This is a genomic window from Amycolatopsis sp. DG1A-15b, assembly GCF_030285645.1.
GTDB lineage: Bacteria > Actinomycetota > Actinomycetes > Mycobacteriales > Pseudonocardiaceae > Amycolatopsis.
In genome coordinates, this window is sequence record NZ_CP127296.1 from 1,307,666 (window position 1) to 1,333,340 (window position 25,675).

A 25,675-nucleotide genomic window follows, 5' to 3' on the forward strand; every position below is an offset into this window, starting at 1 on the left:
GTGGTCGTTCGCAACGCATACGCCACGAGTGAGGACGACGTCATGGAACCCCGTTTCACCTTGACCGACAACGAAATCGGCGCCCGCTTCGCCAAGCGGTTCGGCACCGCGAGCCTGGCGATCGTCCAGTCGCCCCTGGACAAGGTCACGCGGGAGCTGGTGTCGCTGCGCGTCAGCCAGATCAACGGCTGCGGCTGGTGCGTCGACGTCCACACCAAGGAACTGGCGGCCGCCGGGGAGGCGGGCGTGCGGATCAACCTGGTCGCGGCCTGGCGGGAGGCCACGGTGTACACCGAGGCCGAGCAGGCGGCGCTCGCGCTGGCCGAGGAGGGCACGCGGATCGCCGATGCCGCCCCCGGCGTCTCCGACGACACCTGGGCCCGGGTGCGCAAGCACTACGACGACGACCGGACCGCCGCACTGGTCGCCCTGATCGCCCAGATGAACTCGGCCAACCGGCTCGCGGTGATCGTCCACCAGAAGGGCGGCGCGTACGAGCCGGGCATGTTCGGCTGAGGCGCGGAGTTCGTGCTTCGCTGGGGGACATGAAGAAGGCGGAGCGGTGGCGTCGGTACTGGGACCGCAAGTCCACGACCTACGACGCGGAGATGGGCTGCTGGGACCGCCGTCTCTTCGGCGATTCGCGGGCGTGGGCTTGCGGCCAGGCGGCGGGCGAGGTCCTGGAGGTCGCGATCGGAACCGGGCTGAACCTCCCCTGCTACCCCGCGGAGGTGACGCTCACCGGCGTCGACCTCAGCGAGGGGATGCTCGCCATCGCCCGCGACCGCGCCCGCCGGCTCGGCCACCCCGTGACCCTGCGCGCGGGGGACGCCGAGGCACTGCCGTTCGCCGAGGCCTCTTTCGACACCGTGCTGTGCACGTTCGGCCTCTGCGCCATCCCCGACCCCGCGGCCGCGGTGGGCGAGATGGTGCGGGTGCTGCGCCCGGGCGGCCGGCTGATCTTGGTCGACCACGTCGCTTCGTCGTCGCGGATCGTGCGGGGCCTGCAGCGGCTGGTCGAGCTGGCGAGCGTCCCGCTGGCCGGCGAGCACTTCCGGCGTCGGCCGCTGAAGCTCGTCGAGGCACTCGGCCTGCCGGTGCAGCGGCGGGAGCGGTTCAAGCTCGGGCTGGTGGAACGGCTGGTGGCCGGCAAGGTCAGCTGATCAGCACGCTCTCGTCCAGCCCGGCCAGGATCGCCGCCGCGTCGTCGTAGATCGCGACGGCGCCGGCGTCGGTCAGCTCCGCCGCACCGACGCCGCCGGAGAGCACCGAAACCGTGCGCACGCCGGCCTTCGTGGCGGCGTGGACGTCCCAGACCGCGTCGCCGACGAAGATCGTCTCCTCCGGAGCGCTCCCGGCCTTGTCGAGCGCGGCGAACACGGGCTCCGGATCGGGCTTCGTCGCCTCGACGTCGTCGCCGGAAACGATGCCCGCGACCACGTCGTCGAGGTCGAGGACCTTGCGCAGCGCGTCGAGCTCGTCCGGTCCCGCCGACGTCGCCAGCACCACGCGCACGCCGCGCCCGGCCAGGGTGCGGACGAGCTCGGGGGCGCGGTCGAACGGCCGCAGCAGGCCGGCCGTCTCCAGGTAGAAGCGGCTGTGGAGCTCCTTCGCCTCGTCGCCGATGCGACCGGCGTCTTCGTCGCCCAGCAGGGTGCTCAGCAGCTTGCCGGACCCCTTGCCGATCGCTCGGTGCACGCGCCAGGAGTCGACGTCCCGGTCCAGTTCGTGGAACGCCCGGCGCCAGGCGTGGACGTGGAGGTAGTTGGAGTCGACGAGCGTTCCGTCGACGTCGAACAGGACCGCGGTGGCGATGGCAGGCTCCTCGAGGTCGGTGCGGGTTTCCCGGTGTTCCGCGTGGGTACTGGGAGGGGTGATCGGAATACCCCGGACCGGAGGGAAGTACACATGACCGGCCTCGTCTCGGCGGGCTTCCGCGGGCTGGCGGCGCTGCGGCGCGCCCCGGCGTTCCACCCCGTGGGCGTGGTCCGCCGCGGCGAACTCCGGCCCGTCGCCGACGACCTGCCGTGGCCGTCCGGGCCGGCGCCCGTCGTCGCCCGGCTGTCCAAGGGCGCCGGCACCCCCGGGCGGCTGCCGGACGCGCTCGGGCTGGCGGTGCGGATTCCCGGCGCGGGCCGCGACGGCGGGCCGTGGGACATCCTGCTGACGACGGCCGGCAGCGGGCACGTCGGGCGGATGCTGCCCCGGCCTTCGGCCGCGTGGACGCGCGGCGCCTACAGCAGCCTCGTGCCGTACCGCCGGGCCGACCGGCTCGTCTGGCTGGGCGCGTGGGCGGTGGCGTCGTCGCCGCGGATCGAAGCGTCACTCGACGCGGCACGCGCGACGGGAACGTGGGAGTTCGTGCTCCGGACCGGCCGCGAAGACGGGCGCTGGTGCGACAGCGCCGTGCTGACCCTGACGGAGCTCGGTGGCGACGCGCCGTCGTTCGATCCGATGCTGAACCGCCCCGACGGGTTGGAGTTCGCCCCGGACTGGCTGGTGCGGCTGCGGGAGCGGGCCTACGCGGGGAGCCGGGCCGGGCGGCCGTCGTGACCCGGCCGCCCGGCCCGGTGCCCGGTCACCGCGAGTCGGCGACCGGGCTGCGCGTGGCGCCGAGCGGGATCAGGCCGAGCGCGATCATCCCGACGCCCAGGCCGAAGTGCAGCCAGTTGTCCGCGGTGTTGACCGGAACGAAGTTGGCCGCGCTGCCCTGGTCGATCACCAGGCCGTAGAGCCACAGGACCAGGTAGACCACCCCGCCGCCGACGAGGAAGGCCCGGGCACCGCGCGCCGTCCTCGCCAGGACGAGCCCGGCGACGCCGAACGCGAGGTGCACGATGTTGTGCAGGATCGACACGGAGAAGATGCCCAGGAGCAGGGCGCCGGAATGGTGCCCGGCCCAGGTGAGCATGTCGTAGTGGGTCGTCACGCCGGGGATGAACCCCAGCACGCCGACCAGCAGGAAAACCACTCCGACGATCGCGGCGAGGAGCTGGCGGGGGGTTCGCCGGACCTCGGTCTCCATCGATGACATGGTCGTTCCTCCCGATTCGGTGAGCGGGCCCTCGGCCGGGGACCCGCCGGGGCGGCGTGCCCGGCTGCGCGGCGGGCAAACGCGTTTCACCCCGGGTGCCGCCGGGTATGCCCGGGTTTCGCCCGATCGGAGGAAGCGATGAGCACTCCCGAAATCGACCCGGTGACCGCCGAGAGCATGGAAGCCGACGCCGACATCGCCGGCGAGCACACCGAGCCGACGTTCCGCGACCAGGAGCCCCAGGCGGGCGACAGCGACGAAGAAGACGCCGACCGCGGGGGCATGCCCTCGGCGTGAGGTCAGGGACGGGCCCGCGGGTAGGTCCGGCGCTCGCCGATCCGGCCGTCCTTCGTGTGGATGAAGTGGGCCGTGCCGCGCTTGATCGCGAGCTCGCGGCCGTCCGCGACAGCGTCGGACTTCGTCTCGGCGCTGCCGGACGCCCGCGTGTTGCCGACGACCTTGTTCTTCCAGACGGAGCCGTCGTAGAAGGTTTCGATGTCGCCGTCGGCCGGTTCGAGCGCCGGCCCGTCGGCGGCTTCATGGGTGCCGAAGAGGGCGGGGTCGGGTTTGGGTGCGGTGCCGGGGCCGCCGAGGGGTTCGGGGTCCATGAGGTATTCGATGCCGGCGTCGGTGGTCCAGCTGGTGCCCTTGGCGCCGTCGGGGCCGTCGGAGAGGTGCCAGATGGTGTGGTTGTGGGTCTGGTCTTCTTCGTCGAGCAGGGCGTTGGGGACGATGTCGCCTTCGAGTCCGTCGGCTTTGAGCTCTTCGATGGCGGCGAGCCATTGTTTCTGGTGGACGGTGTCGCGGGCGAGGTTGAACTTGAGCATCGCCTTGACGCCGGGGTCGTCGGTCATGTTGTAGAGGCGGGCGGTTTGGAGGCGGCCTTGGGCTTCGGCGGCGGCGTTGGCGCGGAAGTCGGCGAGCAGGTTGCCGGAGGCGACGATGTAGCGGCCGTTCCAGGGGTAGCCGTTGCTGTCGGCCGGGAGCGCGCCGCCGCCGGCGACGATGGCCTGCTGGACGTCCATCCCGCCGATCGTCGCGGCCATCACCGGGTCCTTGACGGCTTCGGCGGTGGCGGTGGCGGGGGCGCCTTCGAGGAGGCGGGCGACCATGGTGGCGAGCATTTCGACGTGGCCGATTTCCTCGGTGGCGGTGTCCATGATCAGGTCTTTGTACTTGCCTTCGATGCGGCAGTTCCAGCCTTGGAACAGGTACTGCATGGTCACGGTCATTTCGCCGTACGCGCCGCCGATGAGTTCTTGGAGTTTGTGGGCGTAGACGGGGTCGGGCTTTTCGGGCTTGGCTTCGAACTGCAGCAGCTTCGTGTGACGGAACACATCGTCTCCCTTCCAAGCCCGCGGAGTTCCCCCGATCGGCCGCATCAATCGGGGAAACGCGTTGTTTGACGGGTTCCGGACGGGCTATCCGATCGGGTGATCGTCGTGAGAGGAGGTGGTCCCGGTGCTCGCCCGGCACAATTCGGTGTGGCTGGTGCCCCGGCACGGCGCACTCGCGAAGGCGTCCGCCGTCGGCGTGCTGGACCGGACGACGTACTCGCAGCTGCGCGACGAGTTGCTCGAGTTCGCGGCCGATTCCGAGGACGGCGTGCTGATCGACGTCGAGCGCCTCGAACTGCGCGACCGGGCGCTGATCCGGGTGTTCGCCCTGGTCGCCCTGCGCGTCGGCGAGTGGCCCGCGATCCCGTTCGCGTTGGTGACGGGCCGCCCGGAGCAGCGAGCGGCGCTCGCGGCGAGCGGCGTGCCGGTGTACGCGGACACCGCCACGGCGGAGGCGGCGCTGACCCGCCCGGCCGGGCGAAGGGTGGGCCGCCTGCTCGACCGCTCGCCGCGCACGTCGGCGCGTGCCCGCGGATTCGTCCGCGGGATCTGCGCCGAGTGGATGGTGCCGGAGCTGGCCGAGGACGCCGAGCTGATCGCGACCGAGCTGGTCGAGAACACGCTCCGCCATACGGATTCGGCGCCGTGGCTGCGGCTGGAGCTGCGCCGCGGAACCCTGTCGGTGGCGGTCTCCGACGAGAGCCGGCGGCCGGCGGTGCTGCGGGAGGGTCTCGACCTGGCCCGCGTGGGGCTGGGCCTGCGGATGATCACCAAGGTCGCGAAGCGGTGGGGGAGCAGCCGGTCCCGCTCGGGCGGGAAGACGGTGTGGGCCCTGCTGGCCCGCCCGTGAGCCGCTGAGGACTCGCCACCGTCCCGCCCGCCTCGGCCCTTGCCACGGAAGGAAGCGCCGGGTGCGAGGCCCGGTTCATCGTGCCGTCCGGGCTCGAGAAGCTCAGCCCGGTGCGCCCGCGAACGTCACCGGCTCGCCCGGCTTGAAGGTCGACCAGCGAGTTGCTGAACTCGATCTAGTACTTTCGCCGATCCGCAGGACGGGGATCTCGAGGCCGTCCTTCACCACCGTGCCGGCCGCGCTGTCCGGGTTGAGCTGCAGCACGGCCGTCGGGTGGTCCGTTACCGCGGTCGTGACGGGGTGTCGCCGCCGCGCTCGGTGCCCCGGGGGCGGAAGTCGCGTTCGGTTTCGACGTCGCCTTCCGGTGTGTGGACGAAGTGCCCGACCCGGCGCTTGCGCGCGATCTGCCGCCCCGCCAGGACGGCGTCGACGCGGCGGGGAGAGGTGTTGGACGCCCGGCGGCCGCCTTCGACGCGGTTCTTCCACAGTCCGTCTTCGTAGTAGGTGTGCACGTCACCCTCCGCCACGACGCCGCCTCCCATCGTGAGTGCTGGAAGGCTGCGGATGCCCGGGGACGTAGCGGACAAACGTTATCCGGTGTTCAAGCCAGCCGGAGTACTTCGATGGCGTTGTCCTTGAGGATCAGCGGCCGCACCTCGTCCTTGAGCTCCAGCTCGGCGAAGTCGGCGAGCCAGCGGTCCGGGGTGATCACCGGGAAGTCGGACCCGAACAGGACTTTCCGCTTCAGCAGGGTGTTGGCCGCGCGGACCAGCTGCGGCGGGAAGTACTTCGGCGACCAGCCCGACAGGTCGATGTACACGTTCGCCTTGTGCGTCGCGACCGAGATCGCTTCGTCCTGCCACGGCACCGACGGGTGCGCCAGGATCACCGTCAGGTCCGGGAAATCCGCGGCGACGTCGTCGAGCAGCATTGGGTTCGAGTACCGCAGCTTGATGCCGTGCCCGCCCGGCAGGCCGGCACCGATGCCGGTCTGCCCGGTGTGGAACAGGGCCGGAACACCCAGCTCGGCGATCGCCTCGTAGAGCGGGTAGTACCGGATGTCGTTGGGCTCGAACGCCTGCAGGCTCGGGTGGAACTTGAACCCGCGCACCCCGTGCTCGGCCACGAGCCGCCGCGCGCGGAGCACGGCGGCCTTGCCGGCGTGCGGGTCGACCGAGCCGAACGGGATGAGGACGTCGGCGTGCTCGGCGGCGGCGTCGGCGATCTCCTCGCTCGAGAGCGCGGGGTGGCCGGTCGCGGCCGGCGCCTCGACCGTGAAGACGACGGCGGCCATCTGCCGGGCCCGGTAGTGCTCGGCGATCGCGGTCACCGTCGGCGTGCGGTCCTGGCCGGCGCGGAAGTACTTCGCGGAGGCGTCCAGCAGTTCCTGGTCGAGGGCGAAGCAGCCGTGGCCGTCTTGTTCGACGTGGGTGTGGACGTCGATGGCGGTCAGGGAGGAAAGGTCCACGAGGAGCTCCAGGGTCAGGGCAGGTCGGGCTGCGCGGCCTTGGCGGCCAGCAGCTGGTCGAGGACGGCGTCGCGGGCGGCGACGAGCCGGTCGTGGTCGGTGCCGGCCAGTTCGGCGTCGACGCCGGCGACGAGGGTCTCGGCGAGTTCCGGCGTCAGGTGGACGCGGCCCAGGTCGCGCCACCACTGCTCGGTGGGCGGGCCGAGGTGCCGCAGGATGTGCGCGAGCCCGCCCGCGCCACCGGAGAGGTGCTGGTTGACGAACGGGCCGAGCACGGCCCAGCGCAGACCGGGCCCGTTGGCGATGGCGGCGTCGATGTCGGCGACCGTCGCGACGCCGCGTTCGACGAGGGAGTACGCCTCCTGCCACAGCGCGGCCTGCAGCCGGTTCGCGACGTGGCCGGGTACCTCCCGCGTCAGCCGGATCGGCCGCTTGCCGGCCGCGGTGTAGAACTCGACCGCGCGGTCGACGACCTCGGGCGTGGTTTCGGCGCCCGGGACGACTTCCACGAGCGGGATCACGTGCGGCGGGTTGAACGGGTGCCCGACGACCACGCGCTCGGGGTGCTTCGGGCAGCCGCGCGCGATGACGCTCGGCAGCAGCCCGGACGAGCTGCTCGCCAGGATCACCTCCGGCCGCGCGGCCTCGTCGAGCACGGCGAACAGGCGGTGCTTGACGTCTTCGCGCTCGGGTCCGTTCTCCTGCACGAAATCCGCCTCCGCCACCGCGGCGCCGGCGTCGGTGGCGAAGCTCAGCCGCTCCTGCGAGGCGCCTTCGGCGAGGCCGAGCCGGATCAGCGTGGGCCAGTGCGCGGCGACGTCGGCGCGCAGGCGGTCTTCGGCGCCGGGCGCCGGATCGGTGGCGACGACGTCGTAGCCGCGGGCGAGGAAGTGCGCGGCCCAGCCGGCCCCGATCACGCCGGTCCCGACGACCGCGATGGTGGTGATCCGGCCGGGTTTCGCCGCGTGGCCGGCGGGGGCCGAGGTGATCCGGACGGTCATGCCGGCCCTCCGGCGAGCGCGACGAACGGGTCCAGCGACGCGGGATCGGCCAGGACGTCCCGCGCGGCGACGTCGTCCGGTCGTGCGCCGCGCAGGAGTTTCTTCACCGGCAGCTCCAGTTTCTTTCCGGTGCGGTTGCGGGGGATCGACGGCACGGCGGTGATCGCGTCCGGCACGTGCCGCGGCGAGAGCGCGCTCCGCAGCGCCGAGGCGATCTTGCCGCGCAAGGCGTCGTCGAGTTCGGCGCCGGACCGCAGCGCCACGAACAGCCGGAGGTCGCCGTTGCCGCCGGCGGGGTCTTCGAGGTGCACGACGAGGGAGTCCTCGATCTCCGGGAGCTCCTCGACGACGGCGTAGAACTCGGCGGTGCCCAGCCGGACGCCGCCGCGGTTGAGGGTGGCGTCCGAGCGGCCGGCGATGACACAGCTCCCCTCGGGCGTGAACCGGATCCAGTCGCCGTGGCGCCAGACGCCGGGATAGGTCGAGAAGTACGTGTCGCGGTAGCGCTCACCCGAGTCGTCGCCCCAGAACCCCACCGGCATCGACGGCATCGGGGCGGTGATCACCAGCTCGCCCAGTTCCCCGACGACCGGGGCACCGTGCTCGTCGAACGCCTTCGCGTCGACGCCGAGGCAGGGGCCGGAGATCTCGCCGGCCCGCACCGGCTGCAGCGGGCTGCCCTGGACGATGCCGCTGCACACGTCGGTGCCGCCGCTGCCGACGTTGAGCAGGACGCCCGGGAACCGCTCGTGCACCCAGTGGAAGCCTTCGGCGGGCAGCGGGCTGCCGGCCGCACCGAGCTGCCGCAGCGCGGACAGGTCGTACTCGGCGGCCGGGTCGAGGCCCGCTTTCCGGCACGCCATCAGGAATCCCGGGCTCGCGCCCATCAGCGTCGCGCGCGTCTCCTCGGCCAGCCGCCACTGCCAGGCCAGGTCCGGGTGCAGCGGGTTGCCGTCGACCAGCACGATCGACGCACCGGTCAGCAGCCCCGAGACGAGGGCGTTCCACATCATCCAGGCGGTGGTGGAGAACCACAGGATCCGGTCGCCCGGGCGCAGGTCCCAGCTGAGGCCGTGGTTCTTGAGGTGTTCCAGCAGGATGCCGCCGTGGCCGTGCACGATCGCCTTCGGCTTGCCCGTGGTGCCGGAGGAGAACAGCACGCACAACGGGTGCGCGAAGCCGACGGGCTCGAACCCGGGGGCACTTTCGGCGAGCAGATCGTTCCAGGCGAGCGTTCCGGGCAGGTCGTGCTCGCCGTAGGGGACGTGCACGACGTGCTCGGCGGTGGGCAGGCCCGCGCGGATTTCGGCGACTTCGGCGCGGCGGTCGACGTCCTTGGCCCCGTAGCGGTAGCCGGACACCGTCAGCAGCACCCGCGGCTCGATCTGGCCGAACCGGTCGACCACCGACCGGGCGCCGAACTCGGGCGCGCAGGAGGCCCAGATCGCGCCCAGGCTCGCGACCGCGAGGTAGGCGACCACGGCTTCCGGGATGTTCGGCAGGTAGGCGACGACGCGGTCGCCGCGGCCGACCCCGAGCCGGGCCAGCCCCGCGCGGGCGCGCGCGACCTGGTCGCGCAGCTGGTCCCAGGTCAGCTCGGTGCGCTCCCGCGTCTGGGAGTAGGCGATGACCGCGGTGGCGTCGCCGGGGCCGTGGCCGAGGGCGTGTTCGGCGTAGTTGAGGGTCGCTCCGGGGAACCATTCCGTGCCGGGCATGGTCCGGTCGGGCACCACCGCGGTGGCCGGGGTGTGCAGGCGGACGCCGAAGAAGTCCTTGATCGAGGACCAGAAGCCGTCGAGGTCGGTCACCGACCACCGGTGCAGGGCCGCGTAGTCGTCGAAGGAGTGCCCGCGGGCTTCCAGCCACCGCAGGTACCGGCCGATCTCGGTGGTTTCGCGGACGTCGGGGGCGACCGGGCGCAGGATCATCGGCCGACCTTCCCGGCGCGCTTTTCGAGGAACGCCTGCATTCGTTCCTTCGCTTCGGCGCTGCCACTGGCGACGGCGGCCATCAGCGCTTCCATCAGGTAGCCCTCGGCCGGGTTGGCCTCGGCGATGCGGGGGAGGGCCTGCAGGACGGCGAAGTTCGTGATCGGCGAGTTGTCCGCGATCTTGCGGGCCAGGCCGAGCGCGTGCTCCAGGCCGTTGTCCACGCGGTAGTGCGACAACCCGGCGGCGTGGCCCTCGTCGGCGTCGAGCACCCGGCCGGTGAGCATCATGTCGGCCATCCGGTGCGCGCCGATCAGCCGCGGCACCCGCACCGACGCGCCGCCGCCGACGAACAGCCCGCGCTGGCCCTCCGGCAGCGCGTAGAACGCCGAGGGTTCGGCGACGCGGATGTGCGCGGCGGCCGCCAGTTCCAGGCCGCCGCCGACGACCGCGCCCTTGAGCACGGCGACCACCGGGACCCGCCCGCGTTCGAGCCGCTCGAAGGCGCGGTGCCACATCATCGAGTGCTCCAGGCCCTCGAACGCGTCGCGCTCGGTGAGCTCGGAAAGGTCGAGCCCGGCGGAGAAGTGGTCGCCGACGGCGTCGAGCACGACGGCCTTGATCCCCGGCGGCGGGGCGCCGAAGAACGACTCGATGCCGAGCACGGTCGCGTCGTCGAGGGCGTTGCGCTTCTCGGGACGGGCCAGCCACAGCACGGCGATGTCGTCCCGCAGCTCCAGGCGCAGCGAAGGGGGCAGCAGAGGCGTGGTCATGCGGGTCCGTTCGTGAAGGTTTCGGCGGCCAGGGTGCGCAGTTCGACGCGGCGGATCTTGCCGGTGGCGTTGCGCGGCAAGGCGTCGGTGAACCGCACGTGTTTCGGGACCTTGTAGCGTGCCAGGTGCCGTTCGAGGTGCGCGCGGAACTGCGGTTCGTCCAGCTCGGCGCCGGGCCGGACCACGACGAAGGCCGCGCCGGCCTCGCCCCAGCGCTCGTCGGGCACCCCGACCACGGCGCAGGCGTCGACCGCGTCGAGCCGGACGGCGACCGCTTCGATCTCGGCCGGGTACACGTTTTCCCCGCCGGAGATGATCATGTCCTTGACCCGGTCGACGACGTGGGCCCAGCCGTCGTCGTCGACGCGGACGACGTCACCGGTGCGGAACCAGCCGCCCTCGACGAAGCTCGCCTTCGACTCCTCGGGCCGGTTCCAGTAGCCGCCGAAGACGTGCGGGCCGCGCACGAGCAGCTCGGACGGCGTCCCGTCGAGCGGCTGCGGCGTGAGATCGGGACCGAGGGCCGCCACGTCGGTGAAGAAGTGCGGCACCCCGGCGGCGACCGGGTGGTCGAGCGTGCCTTCGTGGGTCGCCATCGAGACACCCGGGGCGGCCTCGGTCATGCCGTAGCCCTGCAGGAGCTTCACACCGCGGTCGAGCCACGCGCGGGCGACGCGCTCGGCCACCGGCGAGCCGCCGTAGAGCACGCAGGTCAGCGAGCCGAGGTCGGCGCGGTCCCAGTCCTCGTGGCGGCACATCATCTCCAGCATCGTGGGGACCGCGGAGAAGCTGGTGATCCCGGCTTCGCCGATCCGGGCGAGGATGGTGCCCGGATCGAACTTCGCCACCGGTTCCACGCTGCCGCCCTTGAACAGCGTCGGCAGCGTGATCTGGCCGAGCCCGACGCAGTGGAACAGCGGCGCGATGCACAGCGCCTTGTCGGTGCCCAGGACGTCGAGGTGCGCCAGCTGGTTGACGGTGTTCCAGGTGAGGTTGCCGTGGGTGAGGACAGCCGCCTTCGGCCGCCCGGTGGTGCCGGAGGTGTAGAGCAGCAGGCAGGGATCTTCCAGCCCGACGGCGGTTCCCGGAAGTGGCCCGGCTTCGGCGATCTCCGCTTCGAAGTCCCGTTCCCCCTCGGCGGGATCCATCGCGATGACGACGCCGTCCGGGAGCGCACCGGCCGCCGCCACCAGGTCGCCGGTGTCCGGGCTGTGCACGAGGACCGACGCGCCGCTGTCGGCGAGCATGTACCGGATCTCCGCGGGGGAGAGCCGGTAGTTGAGCGGGACGAAGACCGCGCCGCAGCGGGCGGTGGCGAACAGCGTCTCGAACACGGTGATGTCGTTGACGCCCAGGTAGGCCACGCGCTCACCCGGGCGGACGCCGAGCCGGGTCAGCGCGCCGGCCAGCCGTTCGACGCGCTCGGCGAGCCCGGCGTAGGTCAGGCTCCGGTTCCGCTGCACGAGGGCGGTGCGGTCCGGGTTGATCCGCGCCCGCCGCGCGGGCCAGCTGCCCAGGCCGAAATCGGGCAGGTTCACTGCTGCCTCCTTCACCAGCGGAGCACCGGTTTGATCGTCTTGCCCGTCAGCATGTCGTCGACCGCCTGTTGAATCTGCCCGAACTCGTAGTGCGTGACCAGCTTTTCGATCGGGAACCGGCCCGCGGCGACGAGCTCGGCCAGGGTCGGCACCAGCGCCTGGGTGTCGGCGTCGCCCATGGTCAGGCCGACGACGCGCCGGCCGGGGAGCAGGAAGTTGACGTCCACCGGCACCGTCGTGCCGAACGCGGGCGCGCCGACGACGACCGCGGTGCCGCGCGCGGCCAGTGCGCCGATCGCCGTCCCCAGCACGCCGGCGTTGCCCGTGGTCTCGATGACGCCGTCGACCCCGCGGCCGCCGGTCAGCTTCCCGACCGTCTCGGCGAGGTCCTCGCCGCTGGTGTCGATCGTGTCGGTGGCGCCGATCTCGCGGGCCAAAGTGAGCCGGGTCGCGACGCGGTCGACGGCGATGATCCGGGTCGACGGCGTCAGGTGGGCGGCCATGACCGCCGACAGGCCGACCGCGCCGGCGCCGGTGACCAGCAGCGTGGCGCCGGGGCGCGGGGCGAGGACGTTCCACACGGCGCCGGCGCCGGTCATGATGCCGCAGCCGAGCGGGGCCAGCAGGTCCAGCGGTGCGTCGGCGGCGACCTTGACGACGCTGCGTTCGTCGGCGACGGCGTGCCCGGCGAAGCTGGACTGGCCGAAGAAGTGCCCGCCGAGCGGGGTGCCGTCGCGGGAGATCGGGGTCGTGCCGTCCGGGCGCTGCCCGCCGAGCAGGTTGGCGGGCAGCCAGGTTTCGCAGTAGGCGGGGTGGCCGTCGCGGCAGTTCGCGCAGCCGCCGCAGGAGGTGTAGCTGAGCAGGACCCGGTCGCCGGCCCGCACGCGCGTGACCGCGGCACCGGTCTCCTCGACGATCCCGGCGCCTTCGTGGCCGAGCACGCCGGGCAGCGGAAAGGGCAGCGCGCCGGCGGCGACGCCGAGATCGGTGTGGCAGACGCCGGTGGCGACGACCCGGACCCGGACCTCGTCCGGGCGGAGCTCGTCGAGGGCCACTTCGCCGAGGGTGAAGCCGGCGCCGGCGGACTCCACGACGGCCGCGGTGGTGGTGGTCATGGGGATGCTCCTGGGTGGGCTCAGGCGAGGGAGATGACGACGGACTTCGTGCGCGTGTAGGCGTCGAGGGATTCGGGGCCGTATTCGCGGCCGAAGCCGGAGTCCTTCACCCCGCCGAAGGGGATCGCGGGGTCGAGCATCGCCCAGTCGTTGACCCAGACGATCCCGGCCTGCAGCCGTGCGGCGACGCGGTGCGCGCGGGCGAGGTTCGTCGTCTGCAGCCCGGCCGCGAGGCCGTAGGGTGTGCTGTTGGCCAGCGCGACCGCTTCGTCTTCGGACGTGAAGCGCTGGACGGTCAGCACGGGACCGAAGATCTCCTCCCGGATCACGCGGGAGCCGGCCGGCAGGTCCGCGATCACCGTGGGCTGGAAGAAGAACCCGCCCTCGATGTCCGGCCGGCCGCCGCCGGTGACGATCCGGCCGCCGTCGGCGCGGGCCTGCTCGACGTACTGCTCCACCTTCGCCCGGTGCCGCTCGCCCGCCATCGGGCCGACCACCGTCGCGGGGTCGAACGGGTCGCCGACCGGCACGTGCGGCACGGCTTCGGCGAGCGCGCCCAGGATCGTGTCGTACAGCGCGTCGGCGACGAGCAGCCGGGGCCCGCCCATGCAGAACTGGCCGGTGTTGAACACGAACCCCTTGATCGCCGCGGCGACCGCCTGCTCGACGTCGGCGTCCTCGAACACGATGTGCGCCGCGTTGCCGCCGAGTTCCAGGGTGACCGGCTTCAGGTGCTGCCCGGCCACGCCCGCCGCGTGCCGGCCGACCGCGGTGGAGCCGGTGAACGCGATCTTGTCCACCCCGGGGTGGCTCAGCAGGGTCTCCCCGATCTCCGAGCCGAAGCCGGTGACCACGTTGAGCACGCCGTCGGGCACGCCGGCCTCGGCGAGCAGCCCGGCCATCAGCAGCGCGCTGAGGGAGGTGTCTTCGGCCGGCTTGTGCACCACGGTGTTGCCGGCGGCCAGTGCCGGCGCGATCTTCGAGGTGGACAGGATCAGCGGGAAGTTGAACGGCGTGATCGCGGCGACCACGCCGAGCGGTTCGCGGCGAGTGTAGGCGTGCGCGGGGATCGGGATCTGCCGCGTCGCGCCGTCCAGGCCCTGCGCCAGGGCCGAGTAGTACTCGTACTGCTCGGCGACGGTCTCGACGTCGACGGCCCGGCACAGCGAGATCGGCTTGCCGACGTCGGCGCTTTCCAGGGCGGCGATCTCGTCGGCGCGGGCCCGCACCAGGTCCGCGACCCGGTGCAGCACGCGGGCCCGCTCCCGGGCCGGCGTCGCGGCCCAGCCCCCGGCGGCCTCCCGGGCCGCGGCCACCGCGGCGGTCACGTCGGCGGCCGTCCCGCGGGCGAGGGAGGTGAGGGTCTTGCCGGTGGCCGGGTCCACGGCGTCGAAGCGGTCCTCGGTCTCGGTCCACCGGCCGCCGATGAACAGCCGGCCCGGTTCGACGTCCGGGCGGGGCCGGGTGCCCGGCCTCTCCTCCACTGCGGTCATCGTCCGACTCCTCACTGAGCGACGGGTACATCAGGGCGACGGGTGCATCAGGGCAACGGGTATATCAGGAACCCTGAGATGAATCAGGATGCGATGGGGGGCCCGTCCTTGTCAAGGGGCCGGGTCCCGGGCCGGCCGCGGCAGGGTTTCCGGCGCAATTTTTTTGACCGTCCGTTAACCGATTCCCGTGTGGACGGACGAGTTTTTCAGCGGGGAACCGGATGTTTTCACCCGGGGCGGTCGAGGCGCGTAACGGCCGGGTGCGGCAGGCCGACTCCAGCGTGCCCGGGAATGGGCCGTGTCCATTCCGTCCGGCCCGCCGGGCGTGTCGGAAAAGAGGTCACCCGTGAACCCGAAGAACTTCCGGCGGTTCGCCCGCCGATCCCTGCCGCCCGGCGCCGCGGTGGCCGCCCTGCTGGCCGGCGCCGGTGTCGCCGTCGCCACCACCTTCGCCGCCGGGGTACCGGTCGCGGTGCCCGACCACCCGCTGGGCGGCGGAGCGGCGTGCGCCGCGCTCGTCGCGCAGCAGGAGGCCCGCGGCAGCGTGAACTACCCCGCGTCCGAGGTCGAGCCGTACGTCGCCGCCGACCCGGCCGACCCGCGCCACCTCGTCGGGTCGGCGCAGCAGGACCGCTGGAACGACGGCGGCTCGAACGGTCTCACCAACGTCGTGTCCCGCGACGGCGGGGCGACCTGGACGCCGGCCGCCGCGCAGCCGCCGTTCAGCATCTGCGGCGGCGCGACCGCCGGTTCGCCCGGCTACTTCCAGCGCACCACCGACCCGTGGGTGAGCTTCTCCGCCGACGGCCGGGTCGTGTACTCGATCGCGGACTCGTTCAACGCCGACGGCCCGGCGTTCGGCGGCGCGAGCGCGATCCTGATCAGCCGTTCGCTCGACGGCGGCGACCACTGGGAAACCCCGGTCGTCGCGCGCCTGGACACCTCGACGCAGGTGCTCAACGACAAGGAAACGGTGACCGCGGACCCGCTGCTCGCCGACCGCGCCTACGCGGTGTGGGACCAGCTGGTCTCGCCGCAGAGCAACGCCAACCCGAGCGCGTACAACCACGCGTTCACCTACCGCGGCCCCAGCTACTTCTCCCGCACCACCGACCGGGGGTCGACCTGGAGCACCGGCCGGATCATCTTCGACCCCGGGCAGAACGACCAGACGATCGGCAACCAGATCGTCGTGCCGACGACCGGTCCGGGGCGGGGCGTGCTGATCAACGGCTTCGACCTGATCACCAACAAGGGCGGCGCCTGCCTGTTCACCCACGGCGGGCAGCACTGCCACGGTTCGTCGACGTCGACGGCGGCGGTCGTCCGGTCCACCGACGGCGGCACGACGTGGTCCCGCGCCATCGGCATCGACACCCAGCACGTGGCCTCGGTGACGATCGCCGGTCACCCGGTCCGCTCCAGCGACGAGCTGCCCGAGTTCGCCGTCAACCCGGTCAACGGCTTCGTGTACGCGGTCTGGCAGGACTCCCGGTTCAGCGCCACCGGCGCGGCCAAGATCGCCTTCGCCCAGTCCGCCGACGGTGGATTGACGTGGGGTGACACGATCCGCGTCGACCAGTCGCCGGGGGACACGCCCGCGTTCGTGCCGCAGATCCGCGTCACTTCCGACGGCACGATCGGCCTGAGCTACTACGACCTGCAGAACGCGACGCCGGCGCGGCCGGGGCTCACCGACGCGTTCATCGCCCACTGCCACGCCGCGACGAGCGACTGCGGCAACCCGGCGAACTGGGCCGTCAACGGGCAGACGAAGCTGACCGCCACGCCGTTCGACTTCACCACCGCACCGGACGCCGGCGGCTACTTCCTCGGTGACTACTCCGGGCTCGCCGCAACGGGTCCGGCGCTGACCGCGTACTTCGGCGTCGCGCGGCCGGTGGCCGTGAGCGGGGCGTCGGACATCTTCGCCAACCACGCCGGTTAGCCGGTGACCGGGAACGGTGGCCCCGCTGCCGTTCCCGGTCGTGGTTCACCCGGATGGGTGGTTTGGCTGGCGCGCGTGCGGGCCGCGTGTGGAGGTGCGGGGTTCGGCCGTTGGCGGGGTTGCGCCGTTCGGATCAAGGACTACGCTGCTAAGTGCGGTCAAGCAGCATCCGTCCCCCGATTTGCCAGCGACCGAGCGGGTCGGTCGAGAACGACCCGCTCGTCACGTCATCTGCGAATGAGGCGTGGAATGTTAGTCGTCCAGCCCCCAGCGACGGCGATCCCCGTAGCGCCGTCGAAGCGCGAACAGCGCACTGCGTTCGACATCCAGGTCATCCGCCCGTACTTCGGCGCGGTCATGGTCCGCATCCGCGGCGCGCTCGACGCGGACAGCGCACCGCAGGTGCGTTCGGCGTTGAGCACGTGGGCGCACCGCCGGTTCCCGGTCCTGGTGCTCGACCTGTCCGAGGTCGACTTCCTCGACGCGGCGGGCCTCGCCGCCCTGGGCGGCATCCAGGCGCGGGTGGTCCGCGAGAACGCGACTCTGCGCATCGTCACGGGCGACAACCGCGTGGTGCGCCGGGCGTTGTCGGCCAGCGGGCTCGACCACGCGCTGAACGTCAGCCGCCTGCCGTCCGGGTGGGAACGCGCCACGGAGATCCCCAGCCAGAGCTGATCCTCGTCCGGCGGTCCCGCCGCCGGGCGGCCCGTGGCACCCTGGCGGCATGCGGGAACCGGGCGACGTCGAACCCGATCCGGCGGCCGGCACCCAGATCATGCTGGCCGAGTACGCGGCGCTGCGCGCCGAGGTCGGGCGGCGCGCGAACGTCCAGTGGAGCGTCTTCGCCCTGCAGCTGGCGTCGGCGGCCATCGCGAGTGTTGCCGTCGCGGCGACGTCGAACCTGGCCGTGCTGGTGCTCGTCCCGCTGTCCTCGTACCTGCTGGGCAGCCGGTACATCCTGCACGACTTCCACATCAAGCTGATCCGGCGCTACCTGCGGGAGTCCCTGTCCGAGCGGCTGGCGGGGCACATCCGGTGGGAAAGCTGGCGGTCCGCGGCGCTGGCCGCGCCCACGTCGCGCGGCTGGTTCAGCGTCACCGGCTGGAACTTCGCGCACCCCACCCGCCTCGCCTTCGAAGGCGTCGGACTGCTGGCCGTGCTCTCGGCAGCGGTCGCCGGGGTGTACCACTGGTGGCTGCGCCCGCCCGCGTGGCCGCTGATCGTCGGGTACGCCCTCGGCTGGTCTCTCGGCGTGGTCGTGACCGTGCTGCTGCGCAGGGCTTTCCGGCGCGCCTCGGATCTGTGATCTCCGGGTTCGCCCGCTAGGCGCGGGCGGGCGCACGCAGCCCGTCGATCGTCTCCCGCAGTGCTTCGTCGGTCGGTGTCGGCTCGATGCCGAAGGCCGCCGTCGCGGCCGAAGAGTCGAGGACGAACGGCCGCCGCAGCTGGTACTCCATCTCCACCATCTCCCGCGCGAGCGGGTTGAAGAGCCCGCCGAGGCGCAACACGAGCCCGGGCATCGTGGTGACGCGGCCCGCTGGTGCGCCCGCCAGTTCCGCGGCGCGCTCGGCGAGCCGGCGCAGCGACACCGCCGGTGCCGTCGGCACGTGCCACGGCCGGCCCCAGGCCCGCTCGTCGGCCGCGGCGGCGACCAGGGTGCGGGCGACGTCGCCGACGTGGGTCCAGCTGTGCGGGGCGTCCAGGTCGGCCGGCACCGAGGCGCGCTTGCCGGCGAGCACCTTCGGCAGCACCAAGGCGGTGAACGACGAAAGCGCGCCCGCACCCAGGTAGTCGGACCCGCGCACCTCGGTCGTGCGGATGCGGCCGGCTTCGTGCGCGGCCAGCGCGTCCGCCCACAGCTTCGCCCGCACCTCGCCCTTCACCGAGTTCGGCCGCATCGGCAGCTGCTCGGTGATCGGGCTGTCGACGGCGCCGTAGGCGTAGAGGTTGCCGGTCGTGGCGAGCAGGGCTCCGCTCGTCTCGGCGGCCCGCAGCAGCGCCGCGCCGAGCGGGGGCCAGCCGGTGGCCCAGCGGTGGTAGGCGGGTCCTCCGCAGCTGTACAACGCGACCGCGCCTTCGGCGTGCCGCGCGAGCGTGGTGGCGTCGGTGGCATCGGTGGCGACCAGCCGGACGCCTTCGACCGCCGGGCCGCCGCCGCGGCGGCTGAGCAGGCGGACTTCCTCGCCGCGGGAAGCGAGCAGACGAGCCGTGGCCGAGCCGACCGGACCGGCTCCGACGATGACGTGCAGGGACATGGGACCACCTTTTCCACCCAGGCGAGAACAGTGTTCTCGGACAAGAACACCGTACTGACAGAGTGCGTCCGACGTCAAGAACACTGTTCTCGCCGAGTTCGGGTGTTCTCGGAAGTGTGCGAGACTGGGGTGGTGTCCGCCTCGTCGTTGCGCGCCCGGGTCCGCTCGGAGATGCACCAGGAAATCAAGGACGCCGCCCGGCGCCGGCTCGCCGAGGAGGGGGCGAACCTGTCCCTGCGTGCCGTGGCGCGGGACATGGACATCGTCCCGTCGGCGCTGTACCGGTACTTCCCGAGCCGTGACGCCCTGCTGACCGCGTTGATCATCGACGCGTACGAGGGACTGGGCGCGGCGGCGGAAGCCGCCGAAGCGGCGGTCCCGCGTGCCGACCTTCGTGGCCGGTGGCTGGCGGTGTGCCGCGCGGTGCGGGCCTGGGCGCTCGCGCACCCGGCCGAATTCGGCTTGCTCTACGGAAATCCGGTGCCCGGTTACGCCGCCCCGCCGGAAACCGTCGCGCCCGCGTCGAAGGTGATCCTCCTGCTCGCCGCCGTCGTCGGCGACGCTCCGGGGGAGCCGGGCTCACCCCGGCCGCTGCCCGAGCCCGTCCGGGCCGACCTGCGGCGGCTGATCGACCAGCAGGCCGCGGACCTGCCGGAGGAGCGCCTGGACCGGGTGCTGCTCGCGTGGACGCACCTGTTCGGCCAGCTCACTTTCGAGGTCTTCCACCGGCTCGACGACATGATCGGGGCGCGCGCCGAATACTTCGAGCACCACATGGCCCTGCTGGCCGACCTCGCCGGCCTGCCCTGACCTCTTGCTGGGGGTCCGGGTGGCGAAGCCCCCGGCCCGGGGCGCGGGCCCGAATGCCACTGACATGGCTCGGGGCGCAGCCCCCGATGTCACTGACCCACGTTCAGGGCCGGTCGAGCGGGGCCAGCTCACCGAACGGCCGCCGCACGCGTACCTCCGGGCCGGACAGGTCCACGTCTTCCCAGGCCACGTACCGGCTGTGGCGGTGCAGCCACCGGATCAACGCCACCAGCGGCTGGGGCCCGCGCTGGTCGTGGCGCTGGTAACCGAACAACCGGACGCGGGTGCGGCCCACGATCACCCCGCGCACCACCAGTTCCGGCAGCCCGTCGGCGCCCGGCGTCGCCTCCGCGCGGATCTCGCGGACCGCGCCGAGGTCGCGGCCCGCGGCGTCGCGGACCGGGCGGCCGATCAGCTCACCGGCTCGCACGGCCCGCTCCCGGGATCCGGCCGATGACGCGGCGGCGCAGCCAGTCCTCCGACGGGCTGTCCGTCGCCTGGGCGACGGCCGTCGTCACGACGATCGTCGGCTCGATGCGGCGGATGGCGTTCAGCGGGATGCGTTGCGGCGCCTGGGCGCGGAACCCGCGGCCGATGTGGTGCAGGAGCCTGCCGATCGGGCCGCCCACGCGGTCGGCGAGTGCCTCCGGGCCGACCAGCAGCGCGTCGACGACGTACGTTTCGCCTTCGGCGCGCAGCTCGAGGTCGTCGACCTTCCCGACCACCGTGCCGTCTTCGCCGATGATCTGCCGGTCGAGCAGGGTGTCGCCCAGGTCGACGAGGCCGAGGTCGGTCCACGGATTCATTGGCCCGCTCCGGTGAAGATCATCAGGGGGATCGCCACGAGCGCCGCGACGGCGATGACGACGAGCATGACGCCGCCGACGGTGTTGCTGAACCGGCCGTTGGCGTGGTTGCCGAGGTACTCGCGGTCGTTGGCGACGATGAGCACCGGCAGGTAGGTCAGCGGCAGCGCCACCGCCGAGAAGATCAGCGAGATCTCGGTCAGGCCGACCGGATCGAGGCCCGTCTGCACCACCAGCACCGCGAGCAGCAGGCCGGCGCCGACGGTCAGGTGGAACCGGGCGGCGTTGCGCGGCGCGCGGCGCTTGCCCCAGTCCCAGCCGAAGTACTGCGCCAGCATGTAGCCCGACGACAGCCCGGTCTCCAGCGCCGCGCCGAACGTGGCGGCGAAGATGCCGATCAGCACGATCACCAGGCCCGCCGTCCCCAGCGCGAGCGTCACCGGCAGGACGATCTGGCTGACCTGGCTCACGTCGACCCCGGCCGGGAACAGCACGACCGCGGAGCACGCCATCACCGCGAGGGCGAGCAGGCCGCCGAGGGGGAACCCGAGCAGCACGTTCGCGCGCTGCACCGACAGGTCCTTGACCGTCCAGCCCTCTTCGACGCCGCCGGAGGTGAAGAAGAAGACCTCGTACGGCGTCATCGCGGACGCGAACAGCGCGACCGCGTGGTAGGCGTAGGTCGGCAGGGCCTGGTCGGGCGGCGGGGCGAACCCGGCGATCTGCGACCCGAGCGACGACCAGTCGGGGTGCAGGAAGAAGACGGCGACGGCGAACACCCCGATCGCCAGGCCGGCGAGGCCGAAGCCGGTTTCCATCTTCTCGAAGCCGACCCGCCAGACCACCAGCCAGACGAGCACGCCGATCGGCAGGACCCAGACCAGCCGGTCGACCCCGGAGGCCAGCTCGATGACGATCGCGACGCCGCCGATCTCCGCGCACACCGTCAGCAGCGTGATGAGGAACGAGCCGGCGAGGTTGAGCAGCGCCATCCGGGGGCCGAGGCGTTCGCGGATCAGGTCGAACACGGGACGTCCCGACACCGCCACGATCCGCCCGGACATGTCGGCGTAGACGCAGATGCCGAGCACGCCGAGGGCGGTGACCCAGACCATTGCCATCCCGTAGCGGGCGCCGACGACACCGCTTTCGACGAGGTCGCCGATGTCGACGAAGCCGCCGACCGCGGTGAGGATGCCGAGGGTGACGGCGAGGAACTTCTTGCTCACGAGGTCACGCCCCAGCGGGCGAGTTCGCCGATGAGGCCCTGCAGTTCGGCGTCGATCCGGTCGAGGCCTTCGTCGGTGCCGTCGCCGAGGCCGTCGTCGAGCCGGTGGGCCACCGCGACCGCGCGGTCGGTGATCGACGCCAGTGCCGCGCGGGCGCGGTCGTCGGTCAGCTTGCCGACGTCCTGGCCGGCGGCGCCGAGTTCGTCGGCCGCGTCGCGGACGGTGACCGACAGGCTCGGCACGGGCGGGACCTCGTCGCGGTCGGCCGTCACCACGAGCCGCAGGAGTTCGAGCTGGCCCCGGATTTCCCGCCCGGCGTGCACGGTCTCGGCCCGGGGATCGGCGCCGCAGGCCGACAGTGCCGTGACCGCGAAGACGGCGGCCACCGCGCAGAGCCGGGTTCGCCGGAGCGCAATCACGAGACGGGTGTACCCGATCCCGGCGCGGACAAACACCGGGATGCTCCACCGTGGACAGACGGGTGATTGAACCGGCGCCGGTGCGGGAAGTTGAGGGCCATGCCGAGCGAAATGTCCTTTCAAGACGCGGACGGACCGGACGAAAACGACCTTCCGGTCACCCGGCCGGCGTGGCCGGTCACGGCGCTCAGCGCGGTGGCGCAGGGCGGCCTGGTCTGGGTCCTCGTGGCCGGGGTGCTGGCGTGGCGGCCGGGGCCCCGGCGCCGGGCGGCGGGCCGCGGGCTGGTGGCGGGCGCGGCCGGGATGGCGTTCGGGCACGGCGTGAAGGCCGTGGTGCGCCGGCCGCGGCCGGCGGCGCAGGATCTCCCCGCCCACCGCGCGCTGCTCGAACAGCCGAAGTCCTCGGCGTTCCCGTCGACGCACGCGACGACGGGGGCCGCGTTCACGGTCGCCGTCGCGCTCACCGCGCCCGCCACGGGGGCCGCGATCGCGCCGCTGGCGGCCGCGGTCTGCTACAGCAGGCTGCGGACGCGGGCGCACTGGCCGACCGACGTGTACGGTGGCGTCGCGATCGGCGCCGCCGTGGGTGGCCTCGTGCACCGCCGGTTCAGGCGCGGAAGTACGCCCGGAAGGTAGTGCCGTCGTCGCCGGTGTGCAGGCGGACGAGGTCGGCGAGGTGGTTGACGAGCAGCAGCCCGCGGCCGCGCGGCTGGTAGGGGCTCGCGGGGCGGCGGCCGGCGAGGGGATCGGTGAGCCGACCGTGGTCGTGGACCTCGCAGGCGAACTCGCCGTCGCCGCCCCAGAACCGGACGGTGCCGGATCCGCTGCCGTGCTCGATGCTGTTGGACAGCAGTTCGGTGACGACCACCTCGATGTCGGCCACCCGGTCGTCGCTCAGCCCGCAGGCGGCCGCGCGGACGTGGGCCAGCGCGCGGGCCGCCGCGAGGCCGGTGGTGTTCGCCAGCTCGAAGGCCCCGTCCGGCGCGGGCAGCGGCTGGTTGTACCGGGCGATCAGGTCGTCCGGGGCGTAGGCGGGGCTGGTGCGCTGCCCGGTGCCGTCGATCAGGAGCGGGTGGGTGACCTCGGCGTCGGCGAGGACGTCCGGGGCGAGCGCGTCGGCGTCGTAGGGACAGAGGATGGTCACGTCCCGCCCGGCGAAGGCGAGGTTGATGAGGGCTTCGTGCTGGGCGCACGCCGGGTACTCGACGGCCGAGCGCGCCGCCCAGATCGGCTCGCCGATGATCCGCACCGGCCGGCCGGGGTGGCTGTCGGCGAAGGCGCGCAGCACACCGGGGATGATCCGCCCGGGGTTGCGCCCGGCCTCGGTCATGTCCAGCAGCCGCACCCGGGCGGCGTCGGCACCGAGTTCCCGCCGCAGCAGCTCGAGGTTGTCCCCGGGGACCGCGACCGCCACCGGCTCGTCGGCGGCGAGGCCGCCCCAGACGAACGGCACGGTGCCCGCCAGGTATTCGGCGGCACCGCGGTAGAACAACGCGGGGTGCCCGAATGCGCCGGTGCCCGTCTCCGCGGTTGCGCTCAAGCCGCCTCTCCTTCCGCCGGGAACGCCACCAGTATGCGTGAACCCACCCCCGGATCGGGCGACCCCCGGTCACTGACCGCTACAGTGCAAAAAGACGGCATCGCTTCGACCTGGGGGTCAGCTTGCTGGAGACGCGCCGCGTCACGGCGTCCGACGGCGCCGCACTGCTGGGCGGCTTGGTGTCCGGGGCCATCGGGGCGTACGCCTACTACAGCCCGGCGCTGCGGCCGCTGGCGCACGCGTTCACGCTGTGGATAGCCCTGCTGGCCGCGGTGGTGCCGGGTGCCCGCGACGGCCGTGCGATCGCCCGCGCGATCGTCGCGCTGGCGGCGGCGGTGGTGGCGTTCTACTACGGCAAGGACGTCGTGTACGGCGTCAAGTATCCGGGGATGCCGTACGAGGTGGACCTCGAGCAGCTGGGGTTGTGGTGCGTCCTGGCGGCGGTCGCGGGCGTGGCGGCGGGCCTGGTGTTCGCACCCGTCGGCCGCGAGGACGTCCGCGGCACGGTGAGCACGGCGCTGGCGGCGGGGCTGCTGATCGGCGAGGTGGTCCGGCGGTCCGACCGGGCCGACGGAGTGGTGTTCGCGGTGGCGACGCTGCTGGCGCTCGCGCTGGTGCTGGGGCGCGGGATCCGCTCACGCAAGCAGGCGGTCCGGGTGCTGGGGTGGACGGTGCCGATGGCGTCGGCCGGGTTCCTGCTGGTGTCGGCGCCGGATGTGCTGGAGCAGATCGTGCTGATCTGAGGCTCGTCAGTCCACCGGGACGGAGTCACCGTCGCCGGCTTGCACGGTGGCGAGGTCGGCGTGCGTCGTCGCCCTCGTCATGAAGCGGCCCTGTGTCACGCGGACGTACGCCCCGTCCAGCGGGAACACCAGCACGAACTTCGCCCCGTCGGTTCCGCGCAGCACCGCGGCCCGGGTTGACGATCGCGGTCGCCTGCCAGGTCGATCCGCTCAGCTGCCAGGAGTCCGTCTCGGCCGAGTACGTCTCCTGGAGCGTGCGAAGGACCTCCAGGAGACGGTGGCCCGTCATGGCGCTTCCGCTTCGAAGGCCGCGCCGGGCTCGGCGAACTGCTTCGGGGCGGCCACGGCCGGCCAAGACTCGCGCGGCGGGATCGTCGGCGGCATGGCCCGGAGTATGCCGCACCGTCGTGGATTCCGTGGTCACCACAGTCGGGCCCGAGGACCAGGCCGCCGGCCGCGTGAGAGGCGCGACCGGCCGCCGTTTCCGGAGCGCCGCGGTCAGCCGCCGATCCGGGCGCCGACCGCCGCCAAGGCCGTGGTCACCGGCTGGAAGAACGTCACGCCGCCCGTGCGGCAGTTGCCGCTGCCTCCCGAGGTGACGCCGATCGCGCTGCCGTCGCTGGTGAACAGCGATCCGCCGCTGTCGCCGGGCTCCGCGCACACCGTCGTCTGGATCAGGCCGGTGACCCGGCCTTCGGGGTAGTTGACCGTCGCGTTCAGGGCCGTGACCCGGCCGCTGTGCAGGCCCGTGGTGCTGCCCATCCGGGACACCTGCCGGCCGACCTGGGCCGCGGCCGCGCGGGTGATGGCGACCGTCCGGCCGCCGCCGGTGTCGACGACGCTGGGTGCGCTGGTCGCGGCGTTGTCGTACGTCAGCAGGGCGAAGTCGCCGGTGCCGGGAAACGTCGACTGCTTGAGCGTTGCCACCGGCCGCCCGCCCTGGGTCAGCGACCACTGGCGGCCGGCGGCGGCGCAGTGGCCGGCGGTGAGGATGCCGGGACCGCTGTTCGTCGTCACGTTGAACCCGAGGGAGCACCGGGCCCCGCCGGCGAAGATCGCGTCGCCGCCTTCGGCGAACAAGCTGAGGACGCCGGGCGTCCGTTCGACGCGGACCGCCTTCCCGCGGGTCGCCGCCAGCAGGCTGTCCCACTGGGCGCCCTGCACGGTGCTGTCGGCGGTGACCACCGTTTCGCCGGTCCGCGCGTCGACCGCCCAGGCCGTGCCGGTGATCGCCTGCGCCGCCGCTTCGGTGCCGGCGTTGCCGGCGGCGTTCGCCTGCGGGAGGGCGATGGCCGCGGTGCCGGCCGCCAGGAGGGCGGCGGCCGCGGCCAGGATCTTGCCCCGGCTGATCTTCCTGTGTCGGGAGCGCATGGGCGATGACCTCCGTA

At 72.8% G+C, this 25,675-nt stretch carries 31 protein-coding genes and 1 pseudogene; 11 read left to right on the forward strand and 21 right to left on the reverse strand.

The features are described 5' to 3' along the window. The first annotated feature begins 42 nt into the window (after positions 1–42). A complete protein-coding gene (locus tag QRY02_RS06075; protein WP_285990510.1) occupies positions 43–516 on the forward strand; it encodes a carboxymuconolactone decarboxylase family protein in 474 nt (157 codons plus the stop codon). Positions 517–545: 29 nt separating this feature from the next. Then, entirely contained in the window at positions 546–1,163 is a 618-nt protein-coding gene (locus QRY02_RS06080) for a class I SAM-dependent methyltransferase (protein ID WP_285990511.1), read from the forward strand. On the opposite strand, the gene QRY02_RS06085 is transcribed toward QRY02_RS06080, so the two are convergent. Then, positions 1,156–1,908 (reverse strand): HAD family hydrolase, encoded by a 753-nt coding sequence (locus tag QRY02_RS06085; RefSeq protein WP_285990512.1) that lies wholly within the window; start codon positions 1,906–1,908, stop codon positions 1,156–1,158. The two genes, QRY02_RS06080 and QRY02_RS06085, sit on opposite strands and share 8 nt — an antisense overlap. Between QRY02_RS06085 and QRY02_RS06090 the strand changes: the two genes are divergently transcribed. Further along, positions 1,909–2,553: a hypothetical protein gene (locus tag QRY02_RS06090; protein WP_285990513.1), complete on the forward strand. Its 645-nt coding sequence runs from the start codon at positions 1,909–1,911 to the stop codon at positions 2,551–2,553. A 25-nt stretch (positions 2,554–2,578) separates the two neighbouring features. Here the strand turns inward: QRY02_RS06090 and QRY02_RS06095 are convergent, their stop codons facing one another. Then, a complete protein-coding gene (locus QRY02_RS06095; protein ID WP_502874189.1) occupies positions 2,579–3,034 on the reverse strand; it encodes a DUF4383 domain-containing protein in 456 nt (151 codons plus the stop codon). Between the two features lie 138 nt (positions 3,035–3,172). On the opposite strand from QRY02_RS06095, the gene QRY02_RS06100 reads away from it, so the two are divergent. Beyond that, on the forward strand, positions 3,173–3,331 hold the full coding sequence (locus QRY02_RS06100) for a hypothetical protein (protein WP_285990514.1): 159 nt from the start codon (positions 3,173–3,175) through the stop codon (positions 3,329–3,331). 2 nt (positions 3,332–3,333) lie between these two features. Here the strand turns inward: QRY02_RS06100 and QRY02_RS06105 are convergent, their stop codons facing one another. Together QRY02_RS06105 and QRY02_RS06110 are read right to left on the reverse strand one after the other, a co-directional pair. Further along, positions 3,334–3,531, reverse strand: coding sequence for a DUF2188 domain-containing protein (locus tag QRY02_RS06105; protein WP_285993775.1), 198 nt, complete (start codon positions 3,529–3,531; stop codon positions 3,334–3,336). A 42-nt stretch (positions 3,532–3,573) separates the two neighbouring features. Beyond that, positions 3,574–4,371, reverse strand: a pseudogene (locus QRY02_RS06110) (manganese catalase); the annotation flags it as partial. A 124-nt stretch (positions 4,372–4,495) separates the two neighbouring features. Here QRY02_RS06110 and QRY02_RS06115 point away from each other — a divergent pair. Next, on the forward strand, positions 4,496–5,221 hold the full coding sequence (locus QRY02_RS06115; protein WP_285990515.1) for an ATP-binding protein: 726 nt from the start codon (positions 4,496–4,498) through the stop codon (positions 5,219–5,221). A gap of 102 nt (positions 5,222–5,323) precedes the next feature. On the opposite strand, the gene QRY02_RS06120 is transcribed toward QRY02_RS06115, so the two are convergent. From QRY02_RS06120 to QRY02_RS06160, 9 genes are all read right to left on the reverse strand, one after another. Further along, positions 5,324–5,485 (reverse strand): hypothetical protein, encoded by a 162-nt coding sequence (locus QRY02_RS06120; protein WP_285990516.1) that lies wholly within the window; start codon positions 5,483–5,485, stop codon positions 5,324–5,326. Positions 5,486–5,502: 17 nt separating this feature from the next. Further along, the gene (locus tag QRY02_RS06125) at positions 5,503–5,748 is read right to left on the reverse strand and encodes a DUF2188 domain-containing protein (RefSeq protein WP_285990517.1); all 246 of its coding nucleotides are present in this window, start codon (positions 5,746–5,748) and stop codon (positions 5,503–5,505) included. A gap of 74 nt (positions 5,749–5,822) precedes the next feature. Further along, entirely contained in the window at positions 5,823–6,689 is an 867-nt protein-coding gene (gene couO, locus QRY02_RS06130; protein WP_285990518.1) for a 4-hydroxyphenyl-beta-ketoacyl-CoA hydrolase, read from the reverse strand. Positions 6,690–6,703: 14 nt separating this feature from the next. Continuing rightward, positions 6,704–7,690 carry a 3-hydroxyacyl-CoA dehydrogenase NAD-binding domain-containing protein gene (locus QRY02_RS06135; RefSeq protein WP_285990519.1) on the reverse strand — a complete coding sequence of 329 codons (987 nt, stop codon included), beginning with the start codon at positions 7,688–7,690 and terminating at the stop codon, positions 6,704–6,706. Then, positions 7,687–9,618 carry an acetoacetate--CoA ligase gene (locus QRY02_RS06140; RefSeq protein ID WP_285990520.1) on the reverse strand — a complete coding sequence of 644 codons (1,932 nt, stop codon included), beginning with the start codon at positions 9,616–9,618 and terminating at the stop codon, positions 7,687–7,689. The genes QRY02_RS06135 and QRY02_RS06140 overlap by 4 nt, the downstream gene beginning before the upstream one ends. Next, positions 9,615–10,391: a crotonase/enoyl-CoA hydratase family protein gene (locus tag QRY02_RS06145; protein WP_285990521.1), complete on the reverse strand. Its 777-nt coding sequence runs from the start codon at positions 10,389–10,391 to the stop codon at positions 9,615–9,617. The genes QRY02_RS06140 and QRY02_RS06145 overlap by 4 nt, the downstream gene beginning before the upstream one ends. Further along, a complete protein-coding gene (locus QRY02_RS06150; RefSeq protein WP_285990522.1) occupies positions 10,388–11,929 on the reverse strand; it encodes an acyl-CoA synthetase in 1,542 nt (513 codons plus the stop codon). The genes QRY02_RS06145 and QRY02_RS06150 overlap by 4 nt, the downstream gene beginning before the upstream one ends. Positions 11,930–11,940: 11 nt before the next feature. After that, positions 11,941–13,044: an NAD(P)-dependent alcohol dehydrogenase gene (locus tag QRY02_RS06155; RefSeq protein ID WP_285990523.1), complete on the reverse strand. Its 1,104-nt coding sequence runs from the start codon at positions 13,042–13,044 to the stop codon at positions 11,941–11,943. Between the two features lie 20 nt (positions 13,045–13,064). Further along, entirely contained in the window at positions 13,065–14,537 is a 1,473-nt protein-coding gene (locus QRY02_RS06160) for an aldehyde dehydrogenase family protein (protein ID WP_285990524.1), read from the reverse strand. 346 nt (positions 14,538–14,883) lie between these two features. Between QRY02_RS06160 and QRY02_RS06165 the strand changes: the two genes are divergently transcribed. The 3 genes from QRY02_RS06165 (at position 14,884) to QRY02_RS06175 (ending at position 17,791) form a co-directional block, all read left to right on the forward strand. Further along, the gene (locus QRY02_RS06165) at positions 14,884–16,485 is read left to right on the forward strand and encodes a sialidase family protein (protein WP_285990525.1); all 1,602 of its coding nucleotides are present in this window, start codon (positions 14,884–14,886) and stop codon (positions 16,483–16,485) included. A 249-nt stretch (positions 16,486–16,734) separates the two neighbouring features. Then, the gene (locus QRY02_RS06170; RefSeq protein ID WP_285990526.1) at positions 16,735–17,160 is read left to right on the forward strand and encodes an STAS domain-containing protein; all 426 of its coding nucleotides are present in this window, start codon (positions 16,735–16,737) and stop codon (positions 17,158–17,160) included. A gap of 49 nt (positions 17,161–17,209) precedes the next feature. Next, entirely contained in the window at positions 17,210–17,791 is a 582-nt protein-coding gene (locus QRY02_RS06175) for a hypothetical protein (RefSeq protein WP_285990527.1), read from the forward strand. Between the two features lie 16 nt (positions 17,792–17,807). On the opposite strand, the gene QRY02_RS06180 is transcribed toward QRY02_RS06175, so the two are convergent. Next, positions 17,808–18,740, reverse strand: a complete 933-nt coding sequence (locus QRY02_RS06180; RefSeq protein WP_285990528.1) for an NAD-dependent epimerase/dehydratase family protein — start codon at positions 18,738–18,740, stop codon at positions 17,808–17,810. A 132-nt stretch (positions 18,741–18,872) separates the two neighbouring features. Between QRY02_RS06180 and QRY02_RS06185 the strand changes: the two genes are divergently transcribed. Then, positions 18,873–19,550, forward strand: a complete 678-nt coding sequence (locus QRY02_RS06185) for a TetR/AcrR family transcriptional regulator (RefSeq protein WP_285990529.1) — start codon at positions 18,873–18,875, stop codon at positions 19,548–19,550. 103 nt (positions 19,551–19,653) lie between these two features. On the opposite strand, the gene QRY02_RS06190 is transcribed toward QRY02_RS06185, so the two are convergent. The 4 genes from QRY02_RS06190 to QRY02_RS06205 are packed head-to-tail and all read right to left on the reverse strand — an operon-like array spanning position 19,654 to position 22,004. Beyond that, on the reverse strand, positions 19,654–19,980 hold the full coding sequence (locus tag QRY02_RS06190; protein WP_285990530.1) for a hypothetical protein: 327 nt from the start codon (positions 19,978–19,980) through the stop codon (positions 19,654–19,656). Next, on the reverse strand, positions 19,967–20,356 hold the full coding sequence (locus QRY02_RS06195) for a PRC-barrel domain-containing protein (RefSeq protein WP_285990531.1): 390 nt from the start codon (positions 20,354–20,356) through the stop codon (positions 19,967–19,969). The genes QRY02_RS06190 and QRY02_RS06195 overlap by 14 nt, the downstream gene beginning before the upstream one ends. Continuing rightward, positions 20,353–21,585: an NRAMP family divalent metal transporter gene (locus QRY02_RS06200; RefSeq protein WP_285990532.1), complete on the reverse strand. Its 1,233-nt coding sequence runs from the start codon at positions 21,583–21,585 to the stop codon at positions 20,353–20,355. Before QRY02_RS06200 ends, QRY02_RS06195 begins: the two co-directional genes overlap by 4 nt. Continuing rightward, positions 21,582–22,004: a hypothetical protein gene (locus QRY02_RS06205; RefSeq protein WP_285990533.1), complete on the reverse strand. Its 423-nt coding sequence runs from the start codon at positions 22,002–22,004 to the stop codon at positions 21,582–21,584. Before QRY02_RS06205 ends, QRY02_RS06200 begins: the two co-directional genes overlap by 4 nt. 111 nt (positions 22,005–22,115) lie before the next feature. Between QRY02_RS06205 and QRY02_RS06210 the strand changes: the two genes are divergently transcribed. Continuing rightward, complete coding sequence (locus QRY02_RS06210; RefSeq protein ID WP_285990534.1) at positions 22,116–22,640, forward strand: phosphatase PAP2 family protein; 525 nt, start codon at positions 22,116–22,118, stop codon at positions 22,638–22,640. Here the strand turns inward: QRY02_RS06210 and QRY02_RS06215 are convergent. Next, positions 22,612–23,544: an anti-sigma factor RsbA family regulatory protein gene (locus QRY02_RS06215; protein WP_285990535.1), complete on the reverse strand. Its 933-nt coding sequence runs from the start codon at positions 23,542–23,544 to the stop codon at positions 22,612–22,614. The two genes, QRY02_RS06210 and QRY02_RS06215, sit on opposite strands and share 29 nt — an antisense overlap. A 122-nt stretch (positions 23,545–23,666) precedes the next feature. Between QRY02_RS06215 and QRY02_RS06220 the strand changes: the two genes are divergently transcribed. Further along, positions 23,667–24,287: a hypothetical protein gene (locus QRY02_RS06220; protein WP_285990536.1), complete on the forward strand. Its 621-nt coding sequence runs from the start codon at positions 23,667–23,669 to the stop codon at positions 24,285–24,287. Between the two features lie 6 nt (positions 24,288–24,293). Here QRY02_RS06220 and QRY02_RS06225 read toward each other — a convergent pair whose 3' ends face one another. Together QRY02_RS06225 and QRY02_RS06230 are read right to left on the reverse strand one after the other, a co-directional pair. Beyond that, a complete protein-coding gene (locus tag QRY02_RS06225) occupies positions 24,294–24,452 on the reverse strand; it encodes a hypothetical protein (protein WP_285990537.1) in 159 nt (52 codons plus the stop codon). A gap of 333 nt (positions 24,453–24,785) precedes the next feature. Continuing rightward, positions 24,786–25,658, reverse strand: coding sequence for a S1 family peptidase (locus QRY02_RS06230; protein WP_285990538.1), 873 nt, complete (start codon positions 25,656–25,658; stop codon positions 24,786–24,788). Between the last annotated feature and the right edge of the window lie 17 nt (positions 25,659–25,675).

Coding starts and splice junctions, on each gene's coding strand:
- QRY02_RS06075 (WP_285990510.1), top strand. CDS start 43: ATGGAACCCCGTTTCACCTTGACCGACAACGAAATCGGCGCCCGCTTC.
- QRY02_RS06080 (WP_285990511.1), top strand. CDS start 546: ATGAAGAAGGCGGAGCGGTGGCGTCGGTACTGGGACCGCAAGTCCACG.
- QRY02_RS06090 (WP_285990513.1), top strand. CDS start 1,909: ATGACCGGCCTCGTCTCGGCGGGCTTCCGCGGGCTGGCGGCGCTGCGG.
- QRY02_RS06095 (WP_502874189.1), bottom strand. CDS start 3,034: ATGTCATCGATGGAGACCGAGGTCCGGCGAACCCCCCGCCAGCTCCTC.
- QRY02_RS06100 (WP_285990514.1), top strand. CDS start 3,173: ATGAGCACTCCCGAAATCGACCCGGTGACCGCCGAGAGCATGGAAGCC.
- QRY02_RS06135 (WP_285990519.1), bottom strand. CDS start 7,690: ATGACCGTCCGGATCACCTCGGCCCCCGCCGGCCACGCGGCGAAACCC.
- QRY02_RS06140 (WP_285990520.1), bottom strand. CDS start 9,618: ATGATCCTGCGCCCGGTCGCCCCCGACGTCCGCGAAACCACCGAGATC.
- QRY02_RS06145 (WP_285990521.1), bottom strand. CDS start 10,391: ATGACCACGCCTCTGCTGCCCCCTTCGCTGCGCCTGGAGCTGCGGGAC.
- QRY02_RS06155 (WP_285990523.1), bottom strand. CDS start 13,044: ATGACCACCACCACCGCGGCCGTCGTGGAGTCCGCCGGCGCCGGCTTC.
- QRY02_RS06160 (WP_285990524.1), bottom strand. CDS start 14,537: ATGACCGCAGTGGAGGAGAGGCCGGGCACCCGGCCCCGCCCGGACGTC.
- QRY02_RS06170 (WP_285990526.1), top strand. CDS start 16,735: ATGTTAGTCGTCCAGCCCCCAGCGACGGCGATCCCCGTAGCGCCGTCG.
- QRY02_RS06175 (WP_285990527.1), top strand. CDS start 17,210: ATGCGGGAACCGGGCGACGTCGAACCCGATCCGGCGGCCGGCACCCAG.
- QRY02_RS06180 (WP_285990528.1), bottom strand. CDS start 18,740: ATGTCCCTGCACGTCATCGTCGGAGCCGGTCCGGTCGGCTCGGCCACG.
- QRY02_RS06195 (WP_285990531.1), bottom strand. CDS start 20,356: ATGAATCCGTGGACCGACCTCGGCCTCGTCGACCTGGGCGACACCCTG.
- QRY02_RS06210 (WP_285990534.1), top strand. CDS start 22,116: ATGTCCTTTCAAGACGCGGACGGACCGGACGAAAACGACCTTCCGGTC.
- QRY02_RS06230 (WP_285990538.1), bottom strand. CDS start 25,658: ATGCGCTCCCGACACAGGAAGATCAGCCGGGGCAAGATCCTGGCCGCG.